The organism is Streptomyces sp. SAI-135 (genome assembly GCF_029893805.1).
GTDB lineage: Bacteria > Actinomycetota > Actinomycetes > Streptomycetales > Streptomycetaceae > Streptomyces.
On record NZ_JARXYP010000002.1, the window covers coordinates 1,998,647 to 2,017,914 of the forward strand.

Sequence of the window (19,268 nt, forward strand, 5' to 3'; positions counted from 1 at the left end):
CATGCCGTCGCCAGGGGGGCTGATGCTAACTTAGGTAAGCCTAAGCACAGGGACTGGGAGGCCGCCATGGCAGAAGGACCGGGACGCAAGCCGCGGAAGCCCCACTCCGCACAGGTCGTCCGCACCGAACGCCTCACCCCGCACATGCAGCGCGTGGTGCTCGGCGGCGACGGACTCGCCGACTTCGCGGCGGACACCTGCACCGACCACTACGTCAAGATCCTGTTCCCGGCCGAGGGCGCGACCTACCCCGAACCCTTCGACATCCAGCGGATCCGCGAGGAGTTCCCGCGCGAGCAGTGGCCCGTGACGCGCACGTACACCGTGCGCCACTGGGACCCCGAGCACCGCGAGCTCAGCCTTGACTTCGTGATCCACGGCGACGAGGGCCTTGCCGGTCCCTGGGCGGTGCGCGTGCAGCCCGGCGAGACCGTGCGCTTCATGGGCCCGGGCGGCGCCTACGCCCCGAACCGCGACGCCGACTGGCATCTGCTCGCCGGCGACGAGAGCGCGCTGCCCGCGATCGCCCGCTCCCTGGAGTCGCTGCCCGACGGCTCCCCCGCGCACGCCTTCATCGAGGTGTCGGGGCCCGAGGAGGAGCAGAAGATCGACTCCGACGTGGAGGTCGTCTGGCTGCACCGCGGCTCCCGCCCGGTCGGCGAGGCCCTGGTGGAGGCCGTCCGCGCACTGGAGTTCCCGGAGGGCCGCCTGTGCGCGTTCGTGCACGGCGAGGCGCACTTCGTGAAGCAGCTTCGCCACCTGCTGCGGGTCGAACGCGGAATCCCGCGCGAGGACCTGTCCATCTCCGGCTACTGGCGCCTCGGCCACAACGAGGACGGCTGGCAGGCCTCGAAGCGGGACTGGAACGCGCGCATCGAGGCGGAGCAGGAGGGGGCGGCGCCCGCCGCTTAGGCGAACGTCCCGGGTCTGCGTCAGTGGCCTCGCCCGTGGCCTTGTCTGTGACCTCGTCTGTGGCCTAGCCCGTGAATGGGGGCGGCACCTTCTCAGGTGCCGCCCCCATTCGTCGGTCCGGAGCGGGGTCACGGCCTCCCGGTCGGGGTCCGCCGACAGTGCCGAACGGCCCGCCACCATCGCCCAGTCACCTCGGGATGGTGCACCAGGCCGAGGGCGGCGTCGAGCCGCCGTCGCATGCCGCCGGAGCAGCCCTTGACCGGACGCCGGGCGGCTGGCTCCGCAAGGGCGTGAGGACTTGGGCCCAGCCCGGACACGGCCCCGTCATGCACCGGAAACAGCACCTCCCTAATTTCTGTCGCCCGACAGGAATTCGCCGCCTAAGGCAGGTGCCGCGTGACGACGACCAGCCCCTCCGACGTCCGTCCCGATCCCCCGCACTCCCCCTCCCCCTCCCCCTCCCCCGACGACCGGTCCCTCGCGGAGTTCGGCTACCACCAGGAGCTGCACCGCAGCCTGGGGCGGTACGCGTCCTTCGCTGCGGGGTTCTCCTTCATCTCGGTCCTGACGACCGTCTTCCAGTTCTTCGCCTTCGGCTACGCGTTCGGCGGCCCCGTCTTCTTCTGGGCCTGGCCGGCGGTGCTGGTCGGACAACTGCTGGTGGCGGCCTGCTTCGCGGAACTGGCGGCTCGCTACCCCCTCTCGGGCGCGATCTACCAGTGGTCCTCCCGCCTCTCGAACCTCACCTTCGGCTGGTTCGCCGGCTGGATCATGGTGATCGGGCAGATCGTCGTGGTCGCCGCGGCGGCGCTGGCCCTGCAGATGGTGCTCCCGGCGATCTGGTCCGGCTTCCAGCTGGTCGGCACCGACCCGGCGCCGACCTCGGCGGACGGGGCGGCGAACGCGGCGGTCCTGGGCGTGGTCCTGCTGGTCCTGACGACCGTCGTGAACGTCCTCGACAACCGGGTCCTGTCCCTGGTCAACCGGGTCGGCGTCACCGCCGAGATCATCGGCGCCGTCCTGATCGTCGTGCTGCTGCTGACCCACTCCGAGCGCACGCCGGGCATCACCTTCCACACCGCGGGCGCCGCGCAGAACGGCCTGTTCGGGGCACTGCTGGTGGGCTCCTTCACGGCGGCGTACGTGATGATCGGCTTCGACAGCGCGGGCGAGATGAGCGAGGAGACCCGGTCCCCGCGCCGCACCGCGCCCCGCACGATCCTCACGGCGCTCGGCGCGGCCGGCGCGCTCGGCGGCCTGATCGTCCTGGGCGGCCTGCTCGCCGCGCCCAGCCTCACCGACGGGCGCCTTGCGGTCGACGGTCTCAGCTACGTCCTGACCAGCAGCCTGGGCGACGGTGTCGGCAAGGCTCTGCTGGCCGACGTGGTGGTCGCGATCGCGGTGGCCACGCTCGCCATCCAGACAGCGGCCTGCCGCATGCTCTTCTCCATGGCCCGCGACGGCCAACTGCCCTTCGCGGGCCGCCTCGCGCGCGTGAACCCCCGCACGGGCATGCCCACGGCCCCCGCCCTGGTCGTCGGCATCCTGGCCGCCGCCCTGCTCCTGCTCAACTTCGCCTCACCGGAGGCGTTCCTGGCGATCGGCACGACCTGCATCGTGATGCTGTACCTGGCGTACGCGATGGTCACGGGCCCCCTGCTGCTCCGGCGCGTGCGGGGCGAGTTCAGCTCATCGGGCACCGACGAGGAGGGCGCCCGCCTGTTCTCCCTGGGACGCTGGGGCATCCCGGTCAACGCCCTGGCCCTGCTCTACGGCCTCCTGATGACCGTCAACCTGGCGTGGCCGAGGGCGGAGGTGTACGACCCGGCGGGCGGGCACTGGTACTTCCAGTGGTTCACCGTGTTGTTCTTGGGGGGCACGGTGGGGTTGGGCATGACGTGGCGGGCGGTGCGCAGGCGTACGTCGGCGGGGTAGCGGGGTGCGCAAGCGTACGTCGGGGACGGGCGCGGGAAGTGCCCTCCCGTAGTCACTTCCCGTCCGTCTCCCTCCGCCCCTCAGTCGCCCCGCACGCGCGCGTGCAGATGCATGTCGTGCCAGCCGTCCGGATGCAGCACCGCACTCCGTTTGGTGCCTTCCAGGAGGAAGCCCGCCTTGTCCGCGACCCGGCAGGACGCCTCGTTGCGGACGGCATGCAGGAGCTCGAGTCGGTGGAAACCGACGTCGTCGAGAGCCCAGTGGGACAGGGCGACCGCGGCACGCGCCGCGACACCCCGCCCTCGCGCCTGCTGGGTCGTCCAGTACGCCATCTCGGCCTGCCCGTCGTCGAGTTGGATCTCGCGCAGCGCCACCCGGCCGAGCAACAGGCCGGTGCCGACGTCCACCACGGCCCATTGAGCGGTCCTTTCCTGGGCCCACGCCCCGCGCCACTCCGCGATCCAGCCGCCGACCTCCTCCACGGAGTCGGCGGCACGGGCATGCCACTGGTGCATCACCGGGTCCTGGAACGCGGCGTGGACCGCGGAAGCGTCCTCGGCCCGCCAGGGGCGCAGGAGCAGGCCGTCACCGGTGGGCAGGGTGGGCTGGACGGTGCGGGAGAGGGTGCCGGGTGTAAGCACCGGGCGGGTGAGGTACGGCATGACCCGCATCCTGCCAACCGCGCGAGACGCATCCCAACGGGTTTTGTTCTCACCGAAGATGAGACGCGGACACTCGGTACGCGCCCTGGGCCGGCGACCCTCGCCACCCGGTCCGCCCGGATCGGACGCGCCGTCCCCGCACCGAACTTGCTTCCCAACTGCCGCAAACGAGGGTGGTACCCGCGGCGCATCGGCGGCCTGGAATGCGCGGCCGTGCATCCGGCGGCCAGGGGATCCACTCCGTGCGCCGGGGCTGCGCCCCCTTTCCCGCGGCCGGAAATCGTCGCATGGTGCGAAGTGGTGGGCTGTCAGGGCGAATTGCGAGCATGAGCGGTGTCGCACCCGGGCCCGTGAGGGTGGTGGCCGGATGGCTGCGATGTGTGGCGGGAGGGGTTGGGGGCGTGGGGCGTGTGAGGCGCGTACGCCGCCGGTTGAACCGTGTACCAGTGCGAATCCTCCCGTGCCGAACACCCGTATTTTACCGACCGCGCTGTCCGGAATGTCACCGAGATCAGCGCACCGGATTCCCTTGGACGCACCCCTCGCCACCGTCCACCGCAGTGCCCCGCACCAGCGTCAACTCGCCCCGCACAGTTGACGAAACCCATGGTGGCACTGGAAGGTAGGGATGATCCACGACCTCGCCTGCGACAACGCTGTCGTGGCGGTGGTGGCCACCGATTCTCCGTACCGTCCGGCTGCCGCCGCGAAGACCACGGCCGCCGGGCACGCGGTTGACGAGGCCGGTTTCGTGCACGAGTTCAGCCACGCCGCGATCGCGGCGCAAGGAACACAACGCGTAGTTCATGGACTTCGTCGACTCCGTCACCCGGAGGGCATCATGAATGGCTCTGCTCCAGGCGAGTCGCCCGGGCCGTTCCACTGATCGGGCACGCACTCCTCGCCGGGCGCACGTCACCCTGGCTGTGACCCGCGCCCCCTCGCGTCCCGAGTACCCCGGAACGCCTTTCGATTCCGTGTCCTACCCAAGCCGAAGGACCTGAGAAGGACTGGCCATTCCAGGTCTTGGATACGCGACGGGAGATCAGCACGATGAGTATTACCTCGTCCTCGATACCTTACGCGTGGCGGGAGAATCCGAGCGCCGACCTGCTGCGGCATGACGGTGACACGTGGACCTACAGCATGGGGCTCCTGCCCGTCTCAGCCACTCCGGACGAGTGGTCCGCCATTCGACTGCCCGAATGTGCCGCGTGGTGCTATCCAGTCGCACCGAGGGACGAGTTGTTCCTCATGTACCACGTGTACGCGTGGATGTTCGCCCTGGACCTGCTGTTCGTGCGGACTTTCAAGGCCGATCGCGATCTCGACGGCGCACGGGCCATGGTCGACCGGCTACCACTGTTCATGCCCCTGGACGGCTCCGCCCGGGCGATGCCCGAGCCGCAGAACCCCATCGAGAGGTCTCTCGCCGACATATGGCTGCGGCTGGCCCCGACCCGGACCACGGCGTGGAAACGCGACATGCTGCAAGCGCAGATGGACTACGCCGAAGGGCAGTGCTGGGAGCTGGAATGCATACGCGACAGGCGGATCCCCGATCCGAGCGAGTACCTGGTCCGCCGTCGCGGCTCGTACGGCGGTCCCGTCGGGATCTGCCTCGCCGAGCACGTGGCAGGTGCGGAGGTGCCGGTGCAGGTGCGCCGCTCTCGGCCGTTTCGGGCACTCATGGATGCCTGGACGGACATCCAGGCGCTCCACAACGACATCCGCTCGTATCGCCGCGAGGTCGAGGACGAGGACGAGACATGCAATTCCGTCCTCGTGTTCGCCAGGTTCCTGGAACTCACCATCGACGAGGCCGCGGCCTCGGTTTCGCGCGGCTGCGTACGGCCAGGCTGTCGGAGTACGAGCACCTGGAGACCACTCAGCTGCCGGAGCTCTGCGAGCAGCTGCGGCTGGGCAGCGAGGGCCGCGAGCAGGTGTCCTCCGTGTTGAAGGCGATGCGTGACCACCTCACCGGCTTTCACGTCTGGCAGGACAGCGCCACGCGGTATGAGGCGCCGGCCCCCGGGCAAAGCCCCTCCAGCAGGCTTGGGTCCTGACAGCCAGAGCCGGTTCCCGTCCTCACCTCGCATCCCCGTCCGCCAGCGTCTCGGTTGTCGGCTCCGCCTCGTACGCTTGATCGTGATGAGACGCCGTACTCCAGCCCCGCCCCCTCCCCTGCCCCAGCGCGACGGGGTCGATCCGGTGCGGGTGCGGCTGCCGCCCGGCGACTCCTGGGCGACCGTGCGAGACCATCTCGTGGCGCGGCTCGCGGCCGGGGCCGAGGTGATCGACGGGATGCTGGAGGCCGGCCACATCGTGGATGCCACCGGACGCCCGGTGACACGTGACTCGGCGTACGTGCCGGGCATGTCCGTGTGGTTCCACCGGGAGATGCCGGACGAGGAGCGGGTCCCGTTCCCCATCGACGTCATCTACCGGGACGAACACCTGGTGGTCGCCGACAAGCCGCACTTCCTCGCCACCACCCCGCGCGGCAGCCATGTCGCCGAGACGGCCCTGGCACGGCTGCGCCGGGAGCTGGCCATTCCCACGCTGGGCGCCGCGCACCGGCTGGACCGGCTGACAGCCGGCCTGGTGATGTTCACCGTGCGACCCGAGGAGCGTGGCGCCTATCAGTCGCTGTTCCGGGACAGGCTCGTGGCGAAGGAGTACGAAGCCGTGGCCCCGTACGACCCCGCGCTCGCCCTGCCCCGCACCGTGCGCAGTCGCATCGTCAAGGAGCGCGGCATCCTGGCGGCCCGGGAGGTCGAGGGCGAGCCCAACGCCGTCAGCCGGATCGAGTTGCTGGAACACCGTGGCGAGCTGGCCCGGTACCGGCTGACGCCGGGTACCGGGCAGACGCACCAGCTGAGGGTGCACATGAGCGCTCTGGGTGTCCCGATCCTCGGCGACCCCCTCTACCCGGTGGTCACCGCCCCCGTGCCACCCGGCGACTTCCGTCGTCCCCTCCAACTGCTCGCGCGCGTACTGACGTTCACGGATCCGGTCACGGGACGCGAGCACCGGTTCGTCAGCCCGCGGGTGCTGCGGGCCTGGTCGTCGTACGAGGAATGGGCGGCCGGGTAGCTCCGGTCCCCTCGGCTCACTCGCCACGCCACCAGCGCAGCAGACGCTGCAACGCCCCAAGCCGTACAGGCTGTTCGGGCACCGGCGCCGGAGCGGTGGCCACCGGGGCCTCCGGCTCCCGCTGCGGTGTGCTGACCTGCCAGTCGGTGCGGCGCTGGGACGGGGCCGGGTGGGCGGGGCGGGCCATGACGTCCTGCTGCGGCTTCGGCGCGAACTTCACCGGCAAGGCCACCAGGTGCCGGTTGGAGATGGTCTCCTCCCACTCCAGCTCGTCCTCGTCGCAGGCGAGTTCCGCGTCGGGAAGCCGGGTCAGCAGCGCGTCGACGCCGACATCGGCGATGGCACGGCCGATGTCCTGGCCCGGGCACTCGTGGGGGCCTCCGCTGAAGGCGAGGTGGGAACGGTTGCCGTGCATGTGGGCCTTGGTGTCGGGACGGACACGCGGATCGACGTTGCCCGGAGCGATACCCAGGATCAGGCCGTCGCCCTTGCGAATACGCTGACCACCCAACTCGGCGTCCTGCTTGGCGAAGTATCCAAGGATGGTGCTGAACGGCGGTTCGTCCCACATGGACTGCTCCACCGCTTGCGGCACCGTCATCTGCCCGCCGTTCAACTGGGCACGGAACCGCGGGTCGGTGAGCACCACCCTCAGTACGTTGGCCAGCAGGTTGGCGGTGCTCTCGTACGCGATGATCAGGACGAGCCGCAGGTGTTGGCTGACCTCCTGATCGGTGAGCCGGGCGGGGTGATTGATGAGGTGGCTGGTGAAGTCGTCCTCGGGTTCGGCCCGGCGGCGGGCCGTCAGCCGCATCAGGACGCCCATGATGTACTCGTTGCTGGCGATGGCTGTCTCGGTACCTTTGGGCAGGTCGCGAGCGGCCTCGACGATCCGGTCGTTGTACTCGTCGGGCATGCCGAGGATCTCGCACATCACCATCATCGGCAGGCGCTCGGCGAACTGGCTGACCAGGTCGGCGCTGCCCCGCTCACAGAACTTGTTGACGAGGTGCTGGGTCGCGCGGTTGATGTGGCGGCGGACCCCACGGTGGTCGATGGTCGAGATGGCGCCGTTGACCGCGCCACGGAGCCTCAGATGCTCGTCGCCCTCGGCGTGGCAGCACAGCGGCTGCCAGGCAAGGTGCGGCATGAGCGGGTGATCCGGCTTGACGGTGCCGTCCTGCATGGGGCCCCACAACCGGGTGTCACGGCTGAAGTGCGAGGGGGTACGCACCAGGTGCATGTTCTCGCTGTGACCGAGCACCACCCAGATCGGCACGTCATCGTGCACCAGAGCGGGAGCCACGGTCCCGTGCTCGGCACGCAGTTCCTCGTACACGGCCTCCAGGTTCTCCGCCCCGGGGCCGTACAACCGACGCAGTCCACCGGGGCCGACGCCGTGCGCGGGACAGCCGGGCGGCGGCGTGGCCGTGGGGTGATCAATACCGGCCGGGGAAAAGGATTCAGGCGTCACGATGGTCGCTCCGGAGCTGAGGTCGATCTGGTCTGAGGAAAGTCGTGGGCTGCCCCGGCCCGAACGGTTCGAGTGCGGCCGGGAGCGTCGGGGAAGTCGTGCGTCTCGGGCTCACACAGGAGCCTTCTCCACCGCCAGCGAGTGCAGGAACCGCATCAGGGTCATCAGCACGTCCCGGCTGGACGCCCGTCGGCGGGCGTCGCACTCGACGATGGGGATGTCCTCGCTGAGGTCGAGCGCGGCGCGCAGGTCCTCGATCGCGTGGCGGGGGCCGTCCGGGAAGGTGTTGACGGCGACGACGAAGGGAACGCCCCGTTCCTCCAGGCGGTCCATGACGTCGAAGCTGACTTCGAGGCGTCGGGTGTCCACCAGGACCACCGCACCGAGTGCGCCTTCGAACAGGCCGTTCCACAGGAACCAGAAGCGCTCCTGGCCGGGGGTTCCGAAGAGGTACAGCACCAGTTGCTCGGTGATGCTGATGCGGCCGAAGTCCATGGCCACGGTGGTGGCGGTCTTGGTCTCGGAGCCGTAGTCGTCGTCGACCCCGATGCCGGCCTGGGTCATGGTCTCCTCGGTGGTCAGCGGTTTGATCTCGCTGACCGAGCCGACCATGGTCGTCTTGCCGACGCCGAAGCCGCCGACGATGACGATCTTCACCGCCGCCTGGGCCGTGTGGGGCAGGTGGTCCTCGGTGCGCGGACCGGGGATGGTGTCAGAGCCTTTGAAGTCCATGCATCACCGCTTCGAGGAGGGAACGGTCGGCGAGCGCCTGGCGGATCACCGGGGCGCGCGCCGTCACCAGTTCGGCCGTCAGCAGCTCGGTGAGCAGGACGGTCACCACGCTGAACGGCAGGCTGAGATAGGCCGACAGCTCGGCCACGGACAGGGGGGCCGTGCAGAGCCGGAGCAGCGCCGCCTGCTCGGGCGTGGCGGAGGGCGGTGGGTCGGCGTGCGCCACGATTAAGGTGACCAGGTCGAGCTCCGAGCGCTCGGCTCCGTCGGGGCCGGTGATGACGTAGAGCCGCTCGGGGTTCTTCTTCGGTCCCTCGGGTGGGCCCTGGCCCTCCTGCGGGGGTTGTGGGGTCGGTTCCGGGCTGGCCTTGGAGAATCGCCGTCGGCGTTGCGGAGGAGTCATACGGTCTGCCCGTTGCGTCGGGGCGGACTCGTGAGGTGCGCGCCGATGCGGACGACCAGATCGCTCATGCGGGCGCTCATGTGGCCGGGTTCGGTGATGATGTCGGAGAGCACCGCGAGATAGGCGTTGGGGCCCGCGGCCATCAGGTAGAAGTAGCCGCCGTGGATCTCGATCAGGACCATCTTCATCTTGCCGTCGCTGCCGGGGATCTCCCCGGCGACCGCGCCTGCCAGGCTCTGCAGGCCCGCGCAGGCCGCGGCGACGCGGTCGGCGGTGTCCGGATCACCGCCGTGACGGGCGATGCGCAGGCCGTCGGCGGAGAGCACCACGATCATCTGGATGCCCGGTACGCCTTTGGCGAGGTCCTGGAGCATCCAGTCGAAGTTGCCTCGCTGCTGGATCACTTGAGGTTCCCCTCGTCTTCGGCCTCGGTACGGGCCGGTTCGTCGGTCGGCTGACTGGCTGTGGAAGCGGTGGGGCGCTTGAGGCCGTCCATGAACGCCTGGACCCACAGGCCCGGCGGTGTGTCGTCCGGCTTCGGCTCGGGTTCGGGTTCACGGCGGGCCGTCGACCAGATCGTCGGCCGGCCCTCGCGTTCGGCTCGTTCGATCTCGGCCTGCTCGGCGTAGCGCTGGGTGAGCGAGGTCTTGACCCGGCTGCGGCGCTGCGGCAGCCCGTTGGCCGTCCACTCGGTGACCTCGGGGACGTCGTCCTCCATGGACACCGGTGTCGTGAACTTGGGGCTGGTGGGCCGCCGCTTCTTGATCGTGCGCTTGGGGCCGGGCAGGGCGCCGAGTTCGGCTTTGGGCACGGCGGTGGCGCCGATGCCGTGGGCGAGTCCGACGCCGGGCTCGTCGGTGAGCATGTCGCTGGGCACGACGAGGATGGCGCGGACGCCGCCGTACGCGGAGGCACGCAGCGAGACCTGCATGTCGTACGCCTGACAGAGCCGGCCCACGACGGCGAGGCCGAGGCGCGGCGACTCACCGAGGTCCTGGAAGTCCACGCCGGCCTTGGCCCGCTCCAGCATGCCCTCGGCCCGCAGGCGGGCCTCCTCGCTGAGGCTGACGCCGGCGTCCTCGATCTCGATGCAGACGCCGGTCTGCACCTCGGTGGCGGTGACGTGCACCTTGCTCTGCGGCGGGGAGTAGCGCGTGGCGTTGTCGAGGAGTTCGGCCGCGGCATGGATGACCGGTTCGACGGCGGTGCCCTTGACGTTGACCTTGGCGATCGAGGAGAGGTCGATGCGCCGGTACTCCAGGATCCGGGACATGGCGCCGCGCAGCACGCTGTACAGCGCGACGGGTTCGGGCCACTGCCGACCGGGGCGGCCGCCGCCGAGCACGGAGATGGAGTCTGCGAGCCGGCCGATCAGCGCGGTGCCGTGGTCGATGCGCAGGAGGTCGTCGAAGACCTCGGGGTTGCGGCCGTGGTCCTCCTCCATCTCCCGCAGTTCGTTGGCCTGCTGGTGGACGATGGCCTGGACGCGGCGGGCGATGTTCACGAAGGAGCGCTGCGCGGCGTCACGCATGATCTCCTCGGTGTCGACGATGGTGAGCACCGTCTTCAGCAGCCGAATCTGCGGCTCGGGCAGGTCAGCCCACGCGGGGTCGTATTCACCGAGTCGGCGAATCACCTCTCCGGGGGAACTTCCGCGGCGGAGCCAGTCCAGTGCGGTGGGCGCGATCTCCTTGGCGAACCGGACCATGGCCTGGTCGTTGTCGGCGATGCGCTGCTTCAGATGAGCCGTGTCACGGATGTGCTCGAGTCGCTGCTCACGCAGTTCGCGACCGCGCCGGACGGCTTCGGCGGCCACTGCGATCACCAGCAGCGTGGCGATGGCACCGCACCAGCCGACGGCGGCCCTGGCGGGCTGCTGCACCAGCGCGACGCTGGCCCCGGTCGCCGCGGCCATGACTATGGCGGGCAGCAACAGTACGCGCGCATAGGGAAGTTCACGGCGTCCTGGGGGGGATTGAACACTCACCATGTGGGCCCTCTGAGACGTATCGACGTGGAGTCGTACATATAGGGAACAAGCGCACGAATACACATCAACTCGGTGCGCTGCGGGCGAGCTTAGTCCGACCGGATCATCGCCGTGTCATATTCCGCAAGCGCCTGAAACGGGCATTGCGATCGGAGTACTCTCGGTCCATTTACACGCTGGGGATTGTTTCGAACACCGTGCGTCACGGCGCACACGCATGCGAATTTCACTCACTGTGACAGGTGAAGAATGCTTTTCGGCCGGAGCCGACCCGCAACCCCTCAGATTCCGGCGATGCGCAGTGCAGCGTCCGCGGTGGCCTCCGCGAACACCGAGACCGGGCGCTCGGGGTCGGAACGGTGGACGAGGATCACGCCCTCGATCAGACCGAACAACAGGTCCGTACGGAGCTCCAGCTCGCTCTTGGCCAGGGTGCCGCCGGCCGTCGTCGCGGCGAGCAACTGCCGATAGGCATCCTTGAGTTCGGCCCGCACGGCATGAAAGCCCGCGAACCGCTCGGCCCGCACCTCGGGCAGCAGATAGAGCCCGCCGAGGTTGTGCGGCCCACCGCACAGCACCTCGACGTCCGCGCGGCACAGCTCCCACAGCCGCTTCTCGGCCGGTGCCGTGTCGTCGGCGAGCAATTCACGGGCGTACGTCAGTGAAGGCGTGACGGTGGACTCCAGGAGCTCGGCGAGGAGCTCCTCCTTGCCGGAGACGTAGTGGTACATGGATGCCTGGCGCATACCGGCCCGCTCGGCGACGGCCCGGGTGCTGGTGGCCGCATAGCCCAGGGTGGTGAACAACTCGGCCGCGGCGACGAGGAGTTCCTCACGGGGGGCGAGCCCACTGTCCGGCCGCCGCGCCGCCCGCGGCCGCCCGACCCGCCGACCGGACTCCGCGCCACCTGTCGTACCCATGCGTTCGATCCTCGCACACGGGGCCCGAGCACTCGACGCCGAAGCACTCTGCGCGCATGCACTCCGCGCCCAAGCAGTCGACGCCCGACCACCCGGCGCCCGAGCACTCGGCGCCAGAGCACGCAGGGCCGCAGCACCCACGGCGAGCACCGAACCCCGGCACACCCCAACCCACCCAGGGGCGCGGGGAACTGCGCGACCAGCCCCCACCAACCCGCACCCGACGAAGCCCCCCCCCCGACCCTCTGCCCCCCCGTGAGCGCCCGGTAACTCCCCCGCAACACCCGAGCAATCCCCCCGACCAACCCCACCCCTAATTTCTGTCAAGCGACAGAAACACCCCCCGGAGCCGGAGGTCCGCATGGCCACAGAGACCACGTACGGAGCCCGAGACCACGCCCGCGCCCAGGAGGGCACCCGCGCCGAGGCCATGCCCGTCGTGCCGGCCGGCGACTGGCCGGACCCACCCCCCGCGGCGGGCCCCCTGGTGTGGGCGGAGACCGTCGCGGGCGGCAACTACACCCACCGCGTCCTCGCCCGCGGCACCGAACTCCGCCTCACCGACCTCCACGGAGACGCCTGCGCCCACCTCCTGCTGTACGCGGACGGCCGCCCCTGGGAGCGCCTGAACGTCGCCGACACCGTCAAGGTCCAGTGGAACGCCTACCTCGGCGAGGGCCAGCTCCTCCTGTCCGACCAGGGCCGCGTCCTCGCGAGCGTCGTAGCCGACACCTCCGGCCGCCACGACGCCCTGTGCGGCACCTCCACCCTGGTCCGCAACACCGAGCGCTACGGCGACGGCACCGCCCACAGCCCCTCCCCCGCCGGCCGCGAGCTCTTCAAGCTGGCGGCCGCGAAGAACGGCCTCGAACCCCGCGATCTCCCGCCCTCCCTCTCCTTCTTCCAGGGCGTCCTGATCCAGGAGGACGGCACGCTCGACTTCACCGGCTCCGCGGGCCCCGGCGGCAGCGTCACCCTCCGCGCCGAGCAGGACGTGACCGTACTGATCGCGAACGTGCCCCATCCCGCGGACCCGCGCCCGGAATACGTCAGCACCCCCCTCGAAGTGCTCGCCTGGCATGCCGAGCCCACCCGCCCCGGCGACACCCTCTGGGACGCCTCCCCCGAAGGCCGCCGCGCCTTCCTCAACACCGCCGAATTCCTCGCCTCGAAGGGACGCGCATGAAGACCGTGGTTCCGGCACGCGCCGCCTGGTCCTGCGTCGTCCGCGAGGGCGAGACGCTCACCGTCACCGACCTGCGCGGCAACCAGGCCGTCGACTTCCTCGTCTACGACGCCCACGACACGGCGGTCCGGTACAGCGCCCCCGACACCATCCAGGCGCAGGGCGGGATCTTCCTCACCACGGGCAGTGTGCTGATGTCCAACGAGCACACCGCGCTCATGACGGTCACCGCCGACGACGTGGGCCGCCACGACACGGTCGGCGGCGCCTGCTCCAAGGAGTCGAACACCCTGCGCTACGGCCATCACACCTGGTCGCAGCACGCGTGTGTGGACAACTTCCTCGCCGAGGGCGCGAAACACGGACTCGGCAAGCGCGACCTCGTCTCCAACATCAACTGGTACATGAACGTCCCGGTCGAGAAGGACGGCACCCTCGGCATCGTCGACGGCATCTCCGCTCCCGGCCTCTCCCTCACCCTGCGCGCCGCACGCGACGTCCTCGTCCTCGTCTCCAACTGCCCCCAGATCAACAACCCCTGCAACGGCTTCGACCCGACTCCCGTCGCGATGACGATCGGGACCACGGAAACCGCGACCGGCCCCACGGCCACGACCGGCCCCACGGCCACGACCGGTCGCACGGCCACGGCCACAGAGACACCCGGAGCCGACGCATGACCTTCGACACCCTCCTCGTCGCCAACCGGGGCGAAATAGCGGTCCGCATCCTCCGCACGGCCCGCGAACTGGGCCTGCGCACCGTCGCCGTGTACTCCGACGCCGACCGAGCCGCACCCCACGTCCGGCTCGCCGACCAGGCCGTACGACTGGGCCCCGCGCCCGCGAAGGAGTCGTACCTCGACCCCGACCTGGTGCTGAAGGCGGCCAAGGACACCGGCGCCGGCGCGATCCACCCCGGCTACGGCTTCCTGTCCGAGGACGCCGCCTTCGCCCGCCGCTGCGAGGACGCGGGGATCGTGTTCGTCGGACCGACCCCTGCCCAACTGGAGCTGTTCGGCGCGAAGCACACGGCACGGGCCGCGGCGCAGGCGGCCGGGGTGCCGCTGGCGCCGGGAACGGGCCTGCTGTCCTCGCTCGACGAAGCCCTCGACGCCGCCGGGGCCATCGGATACCCCGTCATGCTGAAGGCCACCGGTGGAGGCGGCGGCATCGGCATGTCGGCCTGCCGTTCCGCCGCCGAACTGACCGACGCCTGGGACCGGGTGCAGCGCGTGGCCGCCGCCTCCTTCTCCTCCGCCGGCGTCTTCCTGGAACGGCTCGTCGAGCGCGCCCGCCATGTCGAGGTGCAGGTCTTCGGTGACGGCGCCGGCACGGTCGTCACCTTCGGGGACCGCGACTGCTCCCTCCAGCGCCGCAACCAGAAGGTCGTGGAGGAGGCTCCCGCACCCGGGCTCCCCGCCCACGTCCGCGAACAACTTGCCGCAAGCGCACGCGACTTGTGCGCCTGCGTCGACTACCGCTCCGCGGGCACCGTCGAGTTCGTCTACGACGCCGCCCGGGAAGAGGCCTACTTCCTGGAGGTCAACACCCGTCTCCAGGTGGAACATCCGGTCACCGAGGAGATCTACGGCGTCGACCTGGTCGCCTGGATGCTCCGCCTGGCCCGGGGCGAGCGGGACGTCGTCCGCGCACCGGGGCCCCCGCGCGGCCACGCCGTCGAGGCCCGCGTCTACGCCGAGGACCCCTCCCGCGAACACCGGCCCAGCGCGGGCCTGTTGACGCGGGTGGAGTTCCCCACCGGGGTCCGCGTCGACGGCTGGGTGGAGACCGGCACCGAGGTGACGACGTCGTACGACCCGATGCTCGCGAAGATCATCGCGTACGGCCCGGACCGCGCCCATGCGCTCCGGCGGCTGGACGAGGCTCTGGAGCGCACCCGCGTCGACGGCATCGAGACCAACCTGGGCCTGGTCCGTGCGGCGCTGGCCGACAGCGGCTTCAGGAGGTCCGCCCACAGCACGGCGACCCTCTCCGGGATCCAGGACCCGACCCCGCGCGTCGAGGTCGTGGCCGCGGGCACCCTGACCACGGTCCAGGACTGGCCCGGCCGCACCGGCTACTGGCAGGTCGGCGTCCCGCCGAGCGGCCCGATGGACGACCGTTCCTTCCGGCTCGGCAACCAGGCACTGGGCAACCCGGAGGGGGCGCCGGGTCTCGAATGCACCTTGCAGGGACCGTCGTTGCGGTTCACGCACTCCACGACCGTCTGTGTGACGGGCGCTCCGGCCCCGGTCACCGTCGACGGCACGCCGGTGGCGCAGTGGGAGCCGGTGACCGTGCCCGCGGGCGGGGTCCTGGAGGTCGGCGCGCCCGCCGAGCACGGCCTGCGGACCTACGTCCTGTTCGCGGGCGGCCTCGACGTCCCCGCCTTCCTCGGCAGCGCGAGCACCTTCACGCTGGGCCGCTTCGGCGGACACGGCGGCCGGGCGCTGCGCACGGGTGACGTTCTGCACGAGAGCCACCGGACGCCACGGACGAGCGACACACCGCGCGAGAGCCACCGGACGCCACGGACGAGCGACACACCGCACGAGGGAGGCCGGGCCGCCGGCACACCCGTCGGGGACCGCCCCTCCTTCCCCTCCACCTGGCACATCGCCGCGGTCGAAGGCCCGCACGCCGCCCCGGAGTTCTTCACCGAGGACGACATCAGGGACTTCTACGCCGCCGACTGGAAGGTCCACTTCAACTCGGCGCGCACCGGGGTCCGCCTGGTCGGCCCCAAGCCCCGCTGGGCCCGCGCCGACGGCGGCGAGGCCGGCCTGCATCCGTCCAACATCCACGACACCCCGTACTCGGTCGGAGCGGTCGACTACACGGGTGACATGCCGGTGCTGCTGGGCCCGGACGGGCCCTCGCTGGGCGGGTTCGTGTGTCCGGCGACCGTCATCAGCACCGAGCGCTGGAAGCTGGGGCAGCTGCGCCCCGGTGACACGGTCCGCTTCGTCCCGGTGGACACCGACGGCTCGGCGCGCCCGGCGATCGTGGACGGCGGCATCCTCGCCCGCGACGGCGACGTGACCTTCCGCCGCAGCGGCGACGACAACCTGCTGGTCGAGTTCGGCCCCATGCAGCTGGACCTCGCGCTGCGCATGCGCGTCCACGCGCTGATGGAGGCGGTCGCCGCACAGGGCCCGGACGGCGTCACCGACCTGACCCCCGGCATCCGCTCCCTCCAGATCCGGACGGACCCGAACCGGCTGCCCCAGGACGAACTCCTGGCGGCCGTACGGGAGATCACCGCGTCCCTGCCCCCGTCGGACGAACTGGTCGTCCCGTCCCGCACGGTCCACCTCCCGCTCTCCTGGGACGACCCGGCCACCCGTGAGGCGATCGCCCGCTACATGGCGGGCGTGCGCGACGACGCCCCCTGGTGCCCGTGGAACATCGAGTTCATCCGCCGCGTCAACGGCCTGGACACGGTGGCCGACGTCCACCGCACGGTCTTCGACGCGGAGTACCTCGTCCTGGGCCTGGGCGACGTCTACCTCGGCGCCCCGGTGGCCACCCCCCTCGATCCGCGCCACCGCCTGGTGACCACGAAGTACAACCCGGCGCGCACCTGGACGGCCGAGAACTCGGTCGGCATCGGCGGGGCGTACCTGTGCGTCTACGGGATGGAGGGCCCCGGCGGTTACCAGTTCGTGGGCCGTACGACGCAGGTGTGGTCGCCCTGGCAGCAGCGCGGCGCGTTCGAGCCGGGCTCACCCTGGCTGCTGCGCTTCTTCGACCGCATCAAGTGGTATCCGGTGGACGCGGACGAACTCCTGGAGCTGCGGGCCGACATCACGTCCGGCCGCTTCGTGCCCCGCATCGAGGAGGGCACCTTCTCGCTCGCCGAGTACCAGGCCTTCCTCGCCGAACACGCCGAGTCCATTGCGGAGTTCAGGGCCCGCCAGCAGGCGGCCTTCGCCGGGGAGCGGGACGCGTGGGAGGCGGCGGGCGAGTTCGCGCGGGCCGAGTCGGTGTCCTCGCCCGCGGCTGCCGTCGCCGACATCGCGGTCCCTGCGGGCGGCCGGCTGATCGAGGCCGAGTTCGCCGCCTCCGTATGGCAGTTGAACGTCGAGCCGGGCGACGAGGTGACGGCCGGACAGCCGCTCCTCGCCCTGGAGGCGATGAAGATGGAGTCCAGGGTGCACGCGCCGGCGGCCGGTGTGGTCGCCCGGATCCTGGCCCGGCCCGGCGACCAGGTGGAGGCGGGGACGGCACTGCTCGTCCTGGCCCCGCCCGCACAGTGAAAGAGGAGCGAGCCATGTCCAGCACCGTCACCCGGGTCCGTGCCGCCTACGACCGCGTCGAGGCCGTGGACCGCCCCGAGATCTGGATCGATCTGCGCCCGCGGGAGGAGGTCGAGGAGGAGGCCCGGGCTGTCGACGAACGGCTCGCGCGGGGCGAGCGGCTCCCCCTCGCGGGCCGCCTGTTCGCCGCGAAGGGCAACATCGACGTGGCCGGACTGCCCACCACCGCGGGCTGCCCGTCGTACGCCTACCGCCCGGAAGCCGACGCCCCGGTGGTCGCCCGGCTGCGCGCGGCGGGCGCGATCGTCCTCGGCACGACGAACCTGGACCAGTTCGCGACGGGCCTGGTCGGCACCCGCTCCCCGTACGGCGCGGTCCGCAACGCCCACGACCCCGCGAGGGTGAGCGGCGGTTCCAGCTCGGGCTCGGCGGTGGCCGTGGCGCTGGGCGTCGTCGACTTCGCCCTGGGCACCGACACGGCGGGCTCGGGCCGGGTCCCGGCCGCCTTCAACGGCATCGTCGGCCTCAAGCCCACCCGTGGCCTGGTATCCACGGCCGGGGTCGTGCCGGCCTGTGCCTCGATCGACTGCGTGACGGTGTTCGCCCGCACCCTCCCGGAGGCCGAGCAGGTGCTGTCCCACATGGCGACCGGCATCGCCCCGCCGCAGCCCGGCCGTCGCCCCGGCCCCTGGCGGATCGCCGTCCCCGCGCGCGAGCAGCTCGGTGAGCTGGACGAGGGCTGGGCAACGGCGTACGAGGCGGCGGTGGACCAGCTGATCACGGCCGGCGCGTCCGTGCGCACACTCGACCTCACGCCCTTCACGGAGGCGGCGGCGATGCTCTACGAGGGCGCGTTCGTGGCCGAGCGCTACACAGCGGTGGGAGCCTTTGTCGACAAGGCGACAGCAGCGGACGACGCGTCCCTGGACCCCACGGTCGCGGCCATCATCACCGGGGCCCGAGACCTCCCGGCCCACCGGCTCTACGCGGACATGGACCACTTGGGCACCCTGCGGGCCCGAGCCCTGGAGGAGCTGGCCGACGCGGACGCCCTTCTCCTGCCCACCGCCCCCGGCCATCCCACCCTCGCCGAGGTCGCCGCCGACCCGCTGGGCGCCAACGCCCGCCTGGGCCGCTTCACCAACTCCACGAATCTCTTCGACCTGGCCGCTGCCGCCGTCCCGGCGGGCGAGGTGAACGGCCTCCCGTTCGGCGTCATGCTGATCGGCCCGGCGCACACCGACGACCGCTTGGCCAGGATCGCGAGCCTGCTCCGGCCGGAGACCCGCCTCGCGGTGGTCGGCGCCCACCTGACGGGCCAGCCGCTGAACCCCCAACTGCTGTCCTTGGGCGCGCGCTACGACCGTACGACGACCACGGCCCCGGTCTACCGCCTGCACGCCCTGAAAACGGACCCGCCCAAGCCGGGCCTGGTCCACGTGGGCGAGGGCGGCGCGGAGATCGAGGCGGAGGTGTGGCGCCTCCCGGCGGAGGGCCTGGGGCGTCTCCTGTCGGCCCTCCCCCGCCCGATGACGCTGGGCAGGGTGGAACTGTCGGACGGCACCCACGTCCCCGGATTCCTGTGCGAACCCGGCGCTCTCGAGAACGCCGAGGACATCACGGAGCACGGAGGCTGGCGGCCCTATCTGAACGCCGAGTAGCGCAGCCCACCTGGGGGCGCGGGGAACTGCGCGACA

Annotated in this window: 16 protein-coding genes; 9 read left to right on the forward strand and 7 right to left on the reverse strand. The window is 71.0% G+C overall.

The window, feature by feature from the left end:
* Positions 1 to 66: 66 nt before the first annotated feature.
* Together M2163_RS13485 and M2163_RS13490 are read left to right on the forward strand one after the other, a co-directional pair.
* Positions 67 to 912 carry a siderophore-interacting protein gene (locus tag M2163_RS13485; RefSeq protein WP_280894064.1) on the forward strand — a complete coding sequence of 282 codons (846 nt, stop codon included), beginning with the start codon at positions 67 to 69 and terminating at the stop codon, positions 910 to 912.
* 396 nt (positions 913 to 1,308) lie between these two features.
* Entirely contained in the window at positions 1,309 to 2,847 is a 1,539-nt protein-coding gene (locus tag M2163_RS13490; RefSeq protein ID WP_280894065.1) for an amino acid permease, read from the forward strand.
* 80 nt (positions 2,848 to 2,927) lie between these two features.
* Here M2163_RS13490 and M2163_RS13495 read toward each other — a convergent pair whose 3' ends face one another.
* Positions 2,928 to 3,509, reverse strand: a complete 582-nt coding sequence (locus M2163_RS13495) for a GNAT family N-acetyltransferase (RefSeq protein ID WP_280894066.1) — start codon at positions 3,507 to 3,509, stop codon at positions 2,928 to 2,930.
* Positions 3,510 to 4,137: 628 nt separating this feature from the next.
* On the opposite strand from M2163_RS13495, the gene M2163_RS13500 reads away from it, so the two are divergent.
* The 3 genes from M2163_RS13500 to M2163_RS13510 all read left to right on the forward strand — a co-directional run bounded on the left by M2163_RS13500 (position 4,138) and on the right by M2163_RS13510 (position 6,605).
* Positions 4,138 to 4,395: a hypothetical protein gene (locus M2163_RS13500; RefSeq protein WP_280894067.1), complete on the forward strand. Its 258-nt coding sequence runs from the start codon at positions 4,138 to 4,140 to the stop codon at positions 4,393 to 4,395.
* A gap of 368 nt (positions 4,396 to 4,763) precedes the next feature.
* Positions 4,764 to 5,468 carry a terpene synthase family protein gene (locus M2163_RS13505; RefSeq protein ID WP_280894068.1) on the forward strand — a complete coding sequence of 235 codons (705 nt, stop codon included), beginning with the start codon at positions 4,764 to 4,766 and terminating at the stop codon, positions 5,466 to 5,468.
* Between the two features lie 192 nt (positions 5,469 to 5,660).
* Positions 5,661 to 6,605 (forward strand): RluA family pseudouridine synthase, encoded by a 945-nt coding sequence (locus M2163_RS13510; RefSeq protein WP_280894069.1) that lies wholly within the window; start codon positions 5,661 to 5,663, stop codon positions 6,603 to 6,605.
* Positions 6,606 to 6,621: 16 nt separating this feature from the next.
* Here the strand turns inward: M2163_RS13510 and M2163_RS13515 are convergent, their stop codons facing one another.
* From M2163_RS13515 to M2163_RS13540, 6 genes are all read right to left on the reverse strand, one after another.
* Complete coding sequence (locus tag M2163_RS13515) at positions 6,622 to 8,079, reverse strand: cytochrome P450 (RefSeq protein WP_280894070.1); 1,458 nt, start codon at positions 8,077 to 8,079, stop codon at positions 6,622 to 6,624.
* A 111-nt stretch (positions 8,080 to 8,190) separates the two neighbouring features.
* Entirely contained in the window at positions 8,191 to 8,811 is a 621-nt protein-coding gene (locus M2163_RS13520) for an ATP/GTP-binding protein (RefSeq protein WP_280894071.1), read from the reverse strand.
* Positions 8,792 to 9,214, reverse strand: coding sequence for a DUF742 domain-containing protein (locus tag M2163_RS13525; protein WP_280894072.1), 423 nt, complete (start codon positions 9,212 to 9,214; stop codon positions 8,792 to 8,794). Before M2163_RS13525 ends, M2163_RS13520 begins: the two co-directional genes overlap by 20 nt.
* Positions 9,211 to 9,618, reverse strand: a complete 408-nt coding sequence (locus tag M2163_RS13530; RefSeq protein ID WP_007380839.1) for a roadblock/LC7 domain-containing protein — start codon at positions 9,616 to 9,618, stop codon at positions 9,211 to 9,213. The genes M2163_RS13525 and M2163_RS13530 overlap by 4 nt, the downstream gene beginning before the upstream one ends.
* The gene (locus M2163_RS13535) at positions 9,615 to 11,204 is read right to left on the reverse strand and encodes an ATP-binding protein (RefSeq protein ID WP_280894073.1); all 1,590 of its coding nucleotides are present in this window, start codon (positions 11,202 to 11,204) and stop codon (positions 9,615 to 9,617) included. The genes M2163_RS13530 and M2163_RS13535 overlap by 4 nt, the downstream gene beginning before the upstream one ends.
* 281 nt (positions 11,205 to 11,485) lie before the next feature.
* Positions 11,486 to 12,124, reverse strand: a complete 639-nt coding sequence (locus M2163_RS13540) for a TetR/AcrR family transcriptional regulator (protein WP_280894074.1) — start codon at positions 12,122 to 12,124, stop codon at positions 11,486 to 11,488.
* A 361-nt stretch (positions 12,125 to 12,485) separates the two neighbouring features.
* Between M2163_RS13540 and M2163_RS13545 the strand changes: the two genes are divergently transcribed.
* The 4 genes from M2163_RS13545 to atzF are packed head-to-tail and all read left to right on the forward strand — an operon-like array spanning position 12,486 to position 19,232.
* Positions 12,486 to 13,310, forward strand: coding sequence for an urea amidolyase associated protein UAAP1 (locus M2163_RS13545; RefSeq protein WP_280894075.1), 825 nt, complete (start codon positions 12,486 to 12,488; stop codon positions 13,308 to 13,310).
* On the forward strand, positions 13,307 to 13,990 hold the full coding sequence (locus tag M2163_RS13550; protein ID WP_280894076.1) for an urea amidolyase associated protein UAAP2: 684 nt from the start codon (positions 13,307 to 13,309) through the stop codon (positions 13,988 to 13,990). Before M2163_RS13545 ends, M2163_RS13550 begins: the two co-directional genes overlap by 4 nt.
* On the forward strand, positions 13,987 to 17,571 hold the full coding sequence (locus tag M2163_RS13555; protein ID WP_280894077.1) for a 5-oxoprolinase/urea amidolyase family protein: 3,585 nt from the start codon (positions 13,987 to 13,989) through the stop codon (positions 17,569 to 17,571). The genes M2163_RS13550 and M2163_RS13555 overlap by 4 nt, the downstream gene beginning before the upstream one ends.
* Positions 17,572 to 17,585: 14 nt before the next feature.
* Positions 17,586 to 19,232, forward strand: a complete 1,647-nt coding sequence (gene atzF, locus M2163_RS13560; RefSeq protein WP_280852537.1) for an allophanate hydrolase — start codon at positions 17,586 to 17,588, stop codon at positions 19,230 to 19,232.
* Positions 19,233 to 19,268 lie beyond the last annotated feature (36 nt).

What these genes read in the sequence shown, in the direction of transcription:
- M2163_RS13555 (WP_280894077.1), top strand. Translation starts at nt 13,987, where the DNA reads ATGACCTTCGACACCCTCCTCGTCGCCAACCGGGGCGAAATAGCGGTC.
- M2163_RS13500 (WP_280894067.1), top strand. Translation starts at nt 4,138, where the DNA reads ATGATCCACGACCTCGCCTGCGACAACGCTGTCGTGGCGGTGGTGGCC.
- M2163_RS13510 (WP_280894069.1), top strand. Translation starts at nt 5,661, where the DNA reads ATGAGACGCCGTACTCCAGCCCCGCCCCCTCCCCTGCCCCAGCGCGAC.
- M2163_RS13525 (WP_280894072.1), bottom strand. Translation starts at nt 9,214, where the DNA reads ATGACTCCTCCGCAACGCCGACGGCGATTCTCCAAGGCCAGCCCGGAA.
- M2163_RS13545 (WP_280894075.1), top strand. Translation starts at nt 12,486, where the DNA reads ATGGCCACAGAGACCACGTACGGAGCCCGAGACCACGCCCGCGCCCAG.
- M2163_RS13550 (WP_280894076.1), top strand. Translation starts at nt 13,307, where the DNA reads ATGAAGACCGTGGTTCCGGCACGCGCCGCCTGGTCCTGCGTCGTCCGC.
- M2163_RS13495 (WP_280894066.1), bottom strand. Translation starts at nt 3,509, where the DNA reads ATGCCGTACCTCACCCGCCCGGTGCTTACACCCGGCACCCTCTCCCGC.
- M2163_RS13520 (WP_280894071.1), bottom strand. Translation starts at nt 8,811, where the DNA reads ATGGACTTCAAAGGCTCTGACACCATCCCCGGTCCGCGCACCGAGGAC.
- M2163_RS13535 (WP_280894073.1), bottom strand. Translation starts at nt 11,204, where the DNA reads ATGGTGAGTGTTCAATCCCCCCCAGGACGCCGTGAACTTCCCTATGCG.
- atzF (WP_280852537.1), top strand. Translation starts at nt 17,586, where the DNA reads ATGTCCAGCACCGTCACCCGGGTCCGTGCCGCCTACGACCGCGTCGAG.
- M2163_RS13505 (WP_280894068.1), top strand. Translation starts at nt 4,764, where the DNA reads ATGTACCACGTGTACGCGTGGATGTTCGCCCTGGACCTGCTGTTCGTG.
- M2163_RS13485 (WP_280894064.1), top strand. Translation starts at nt 67, where the DNA reads ATGGCAGAAGGACCGGGACGCAAGCCGCGGAAGCCCCACTCCGCACAG.
- M2163_RS13540 (WP_280894074.1), bottom strand. Translation starts at nt 12,124, where the DNA reads ATGGGTACGACAGGTGGCGCGGAGTCCGGTCGGCGGGTCGGGCGGCCG.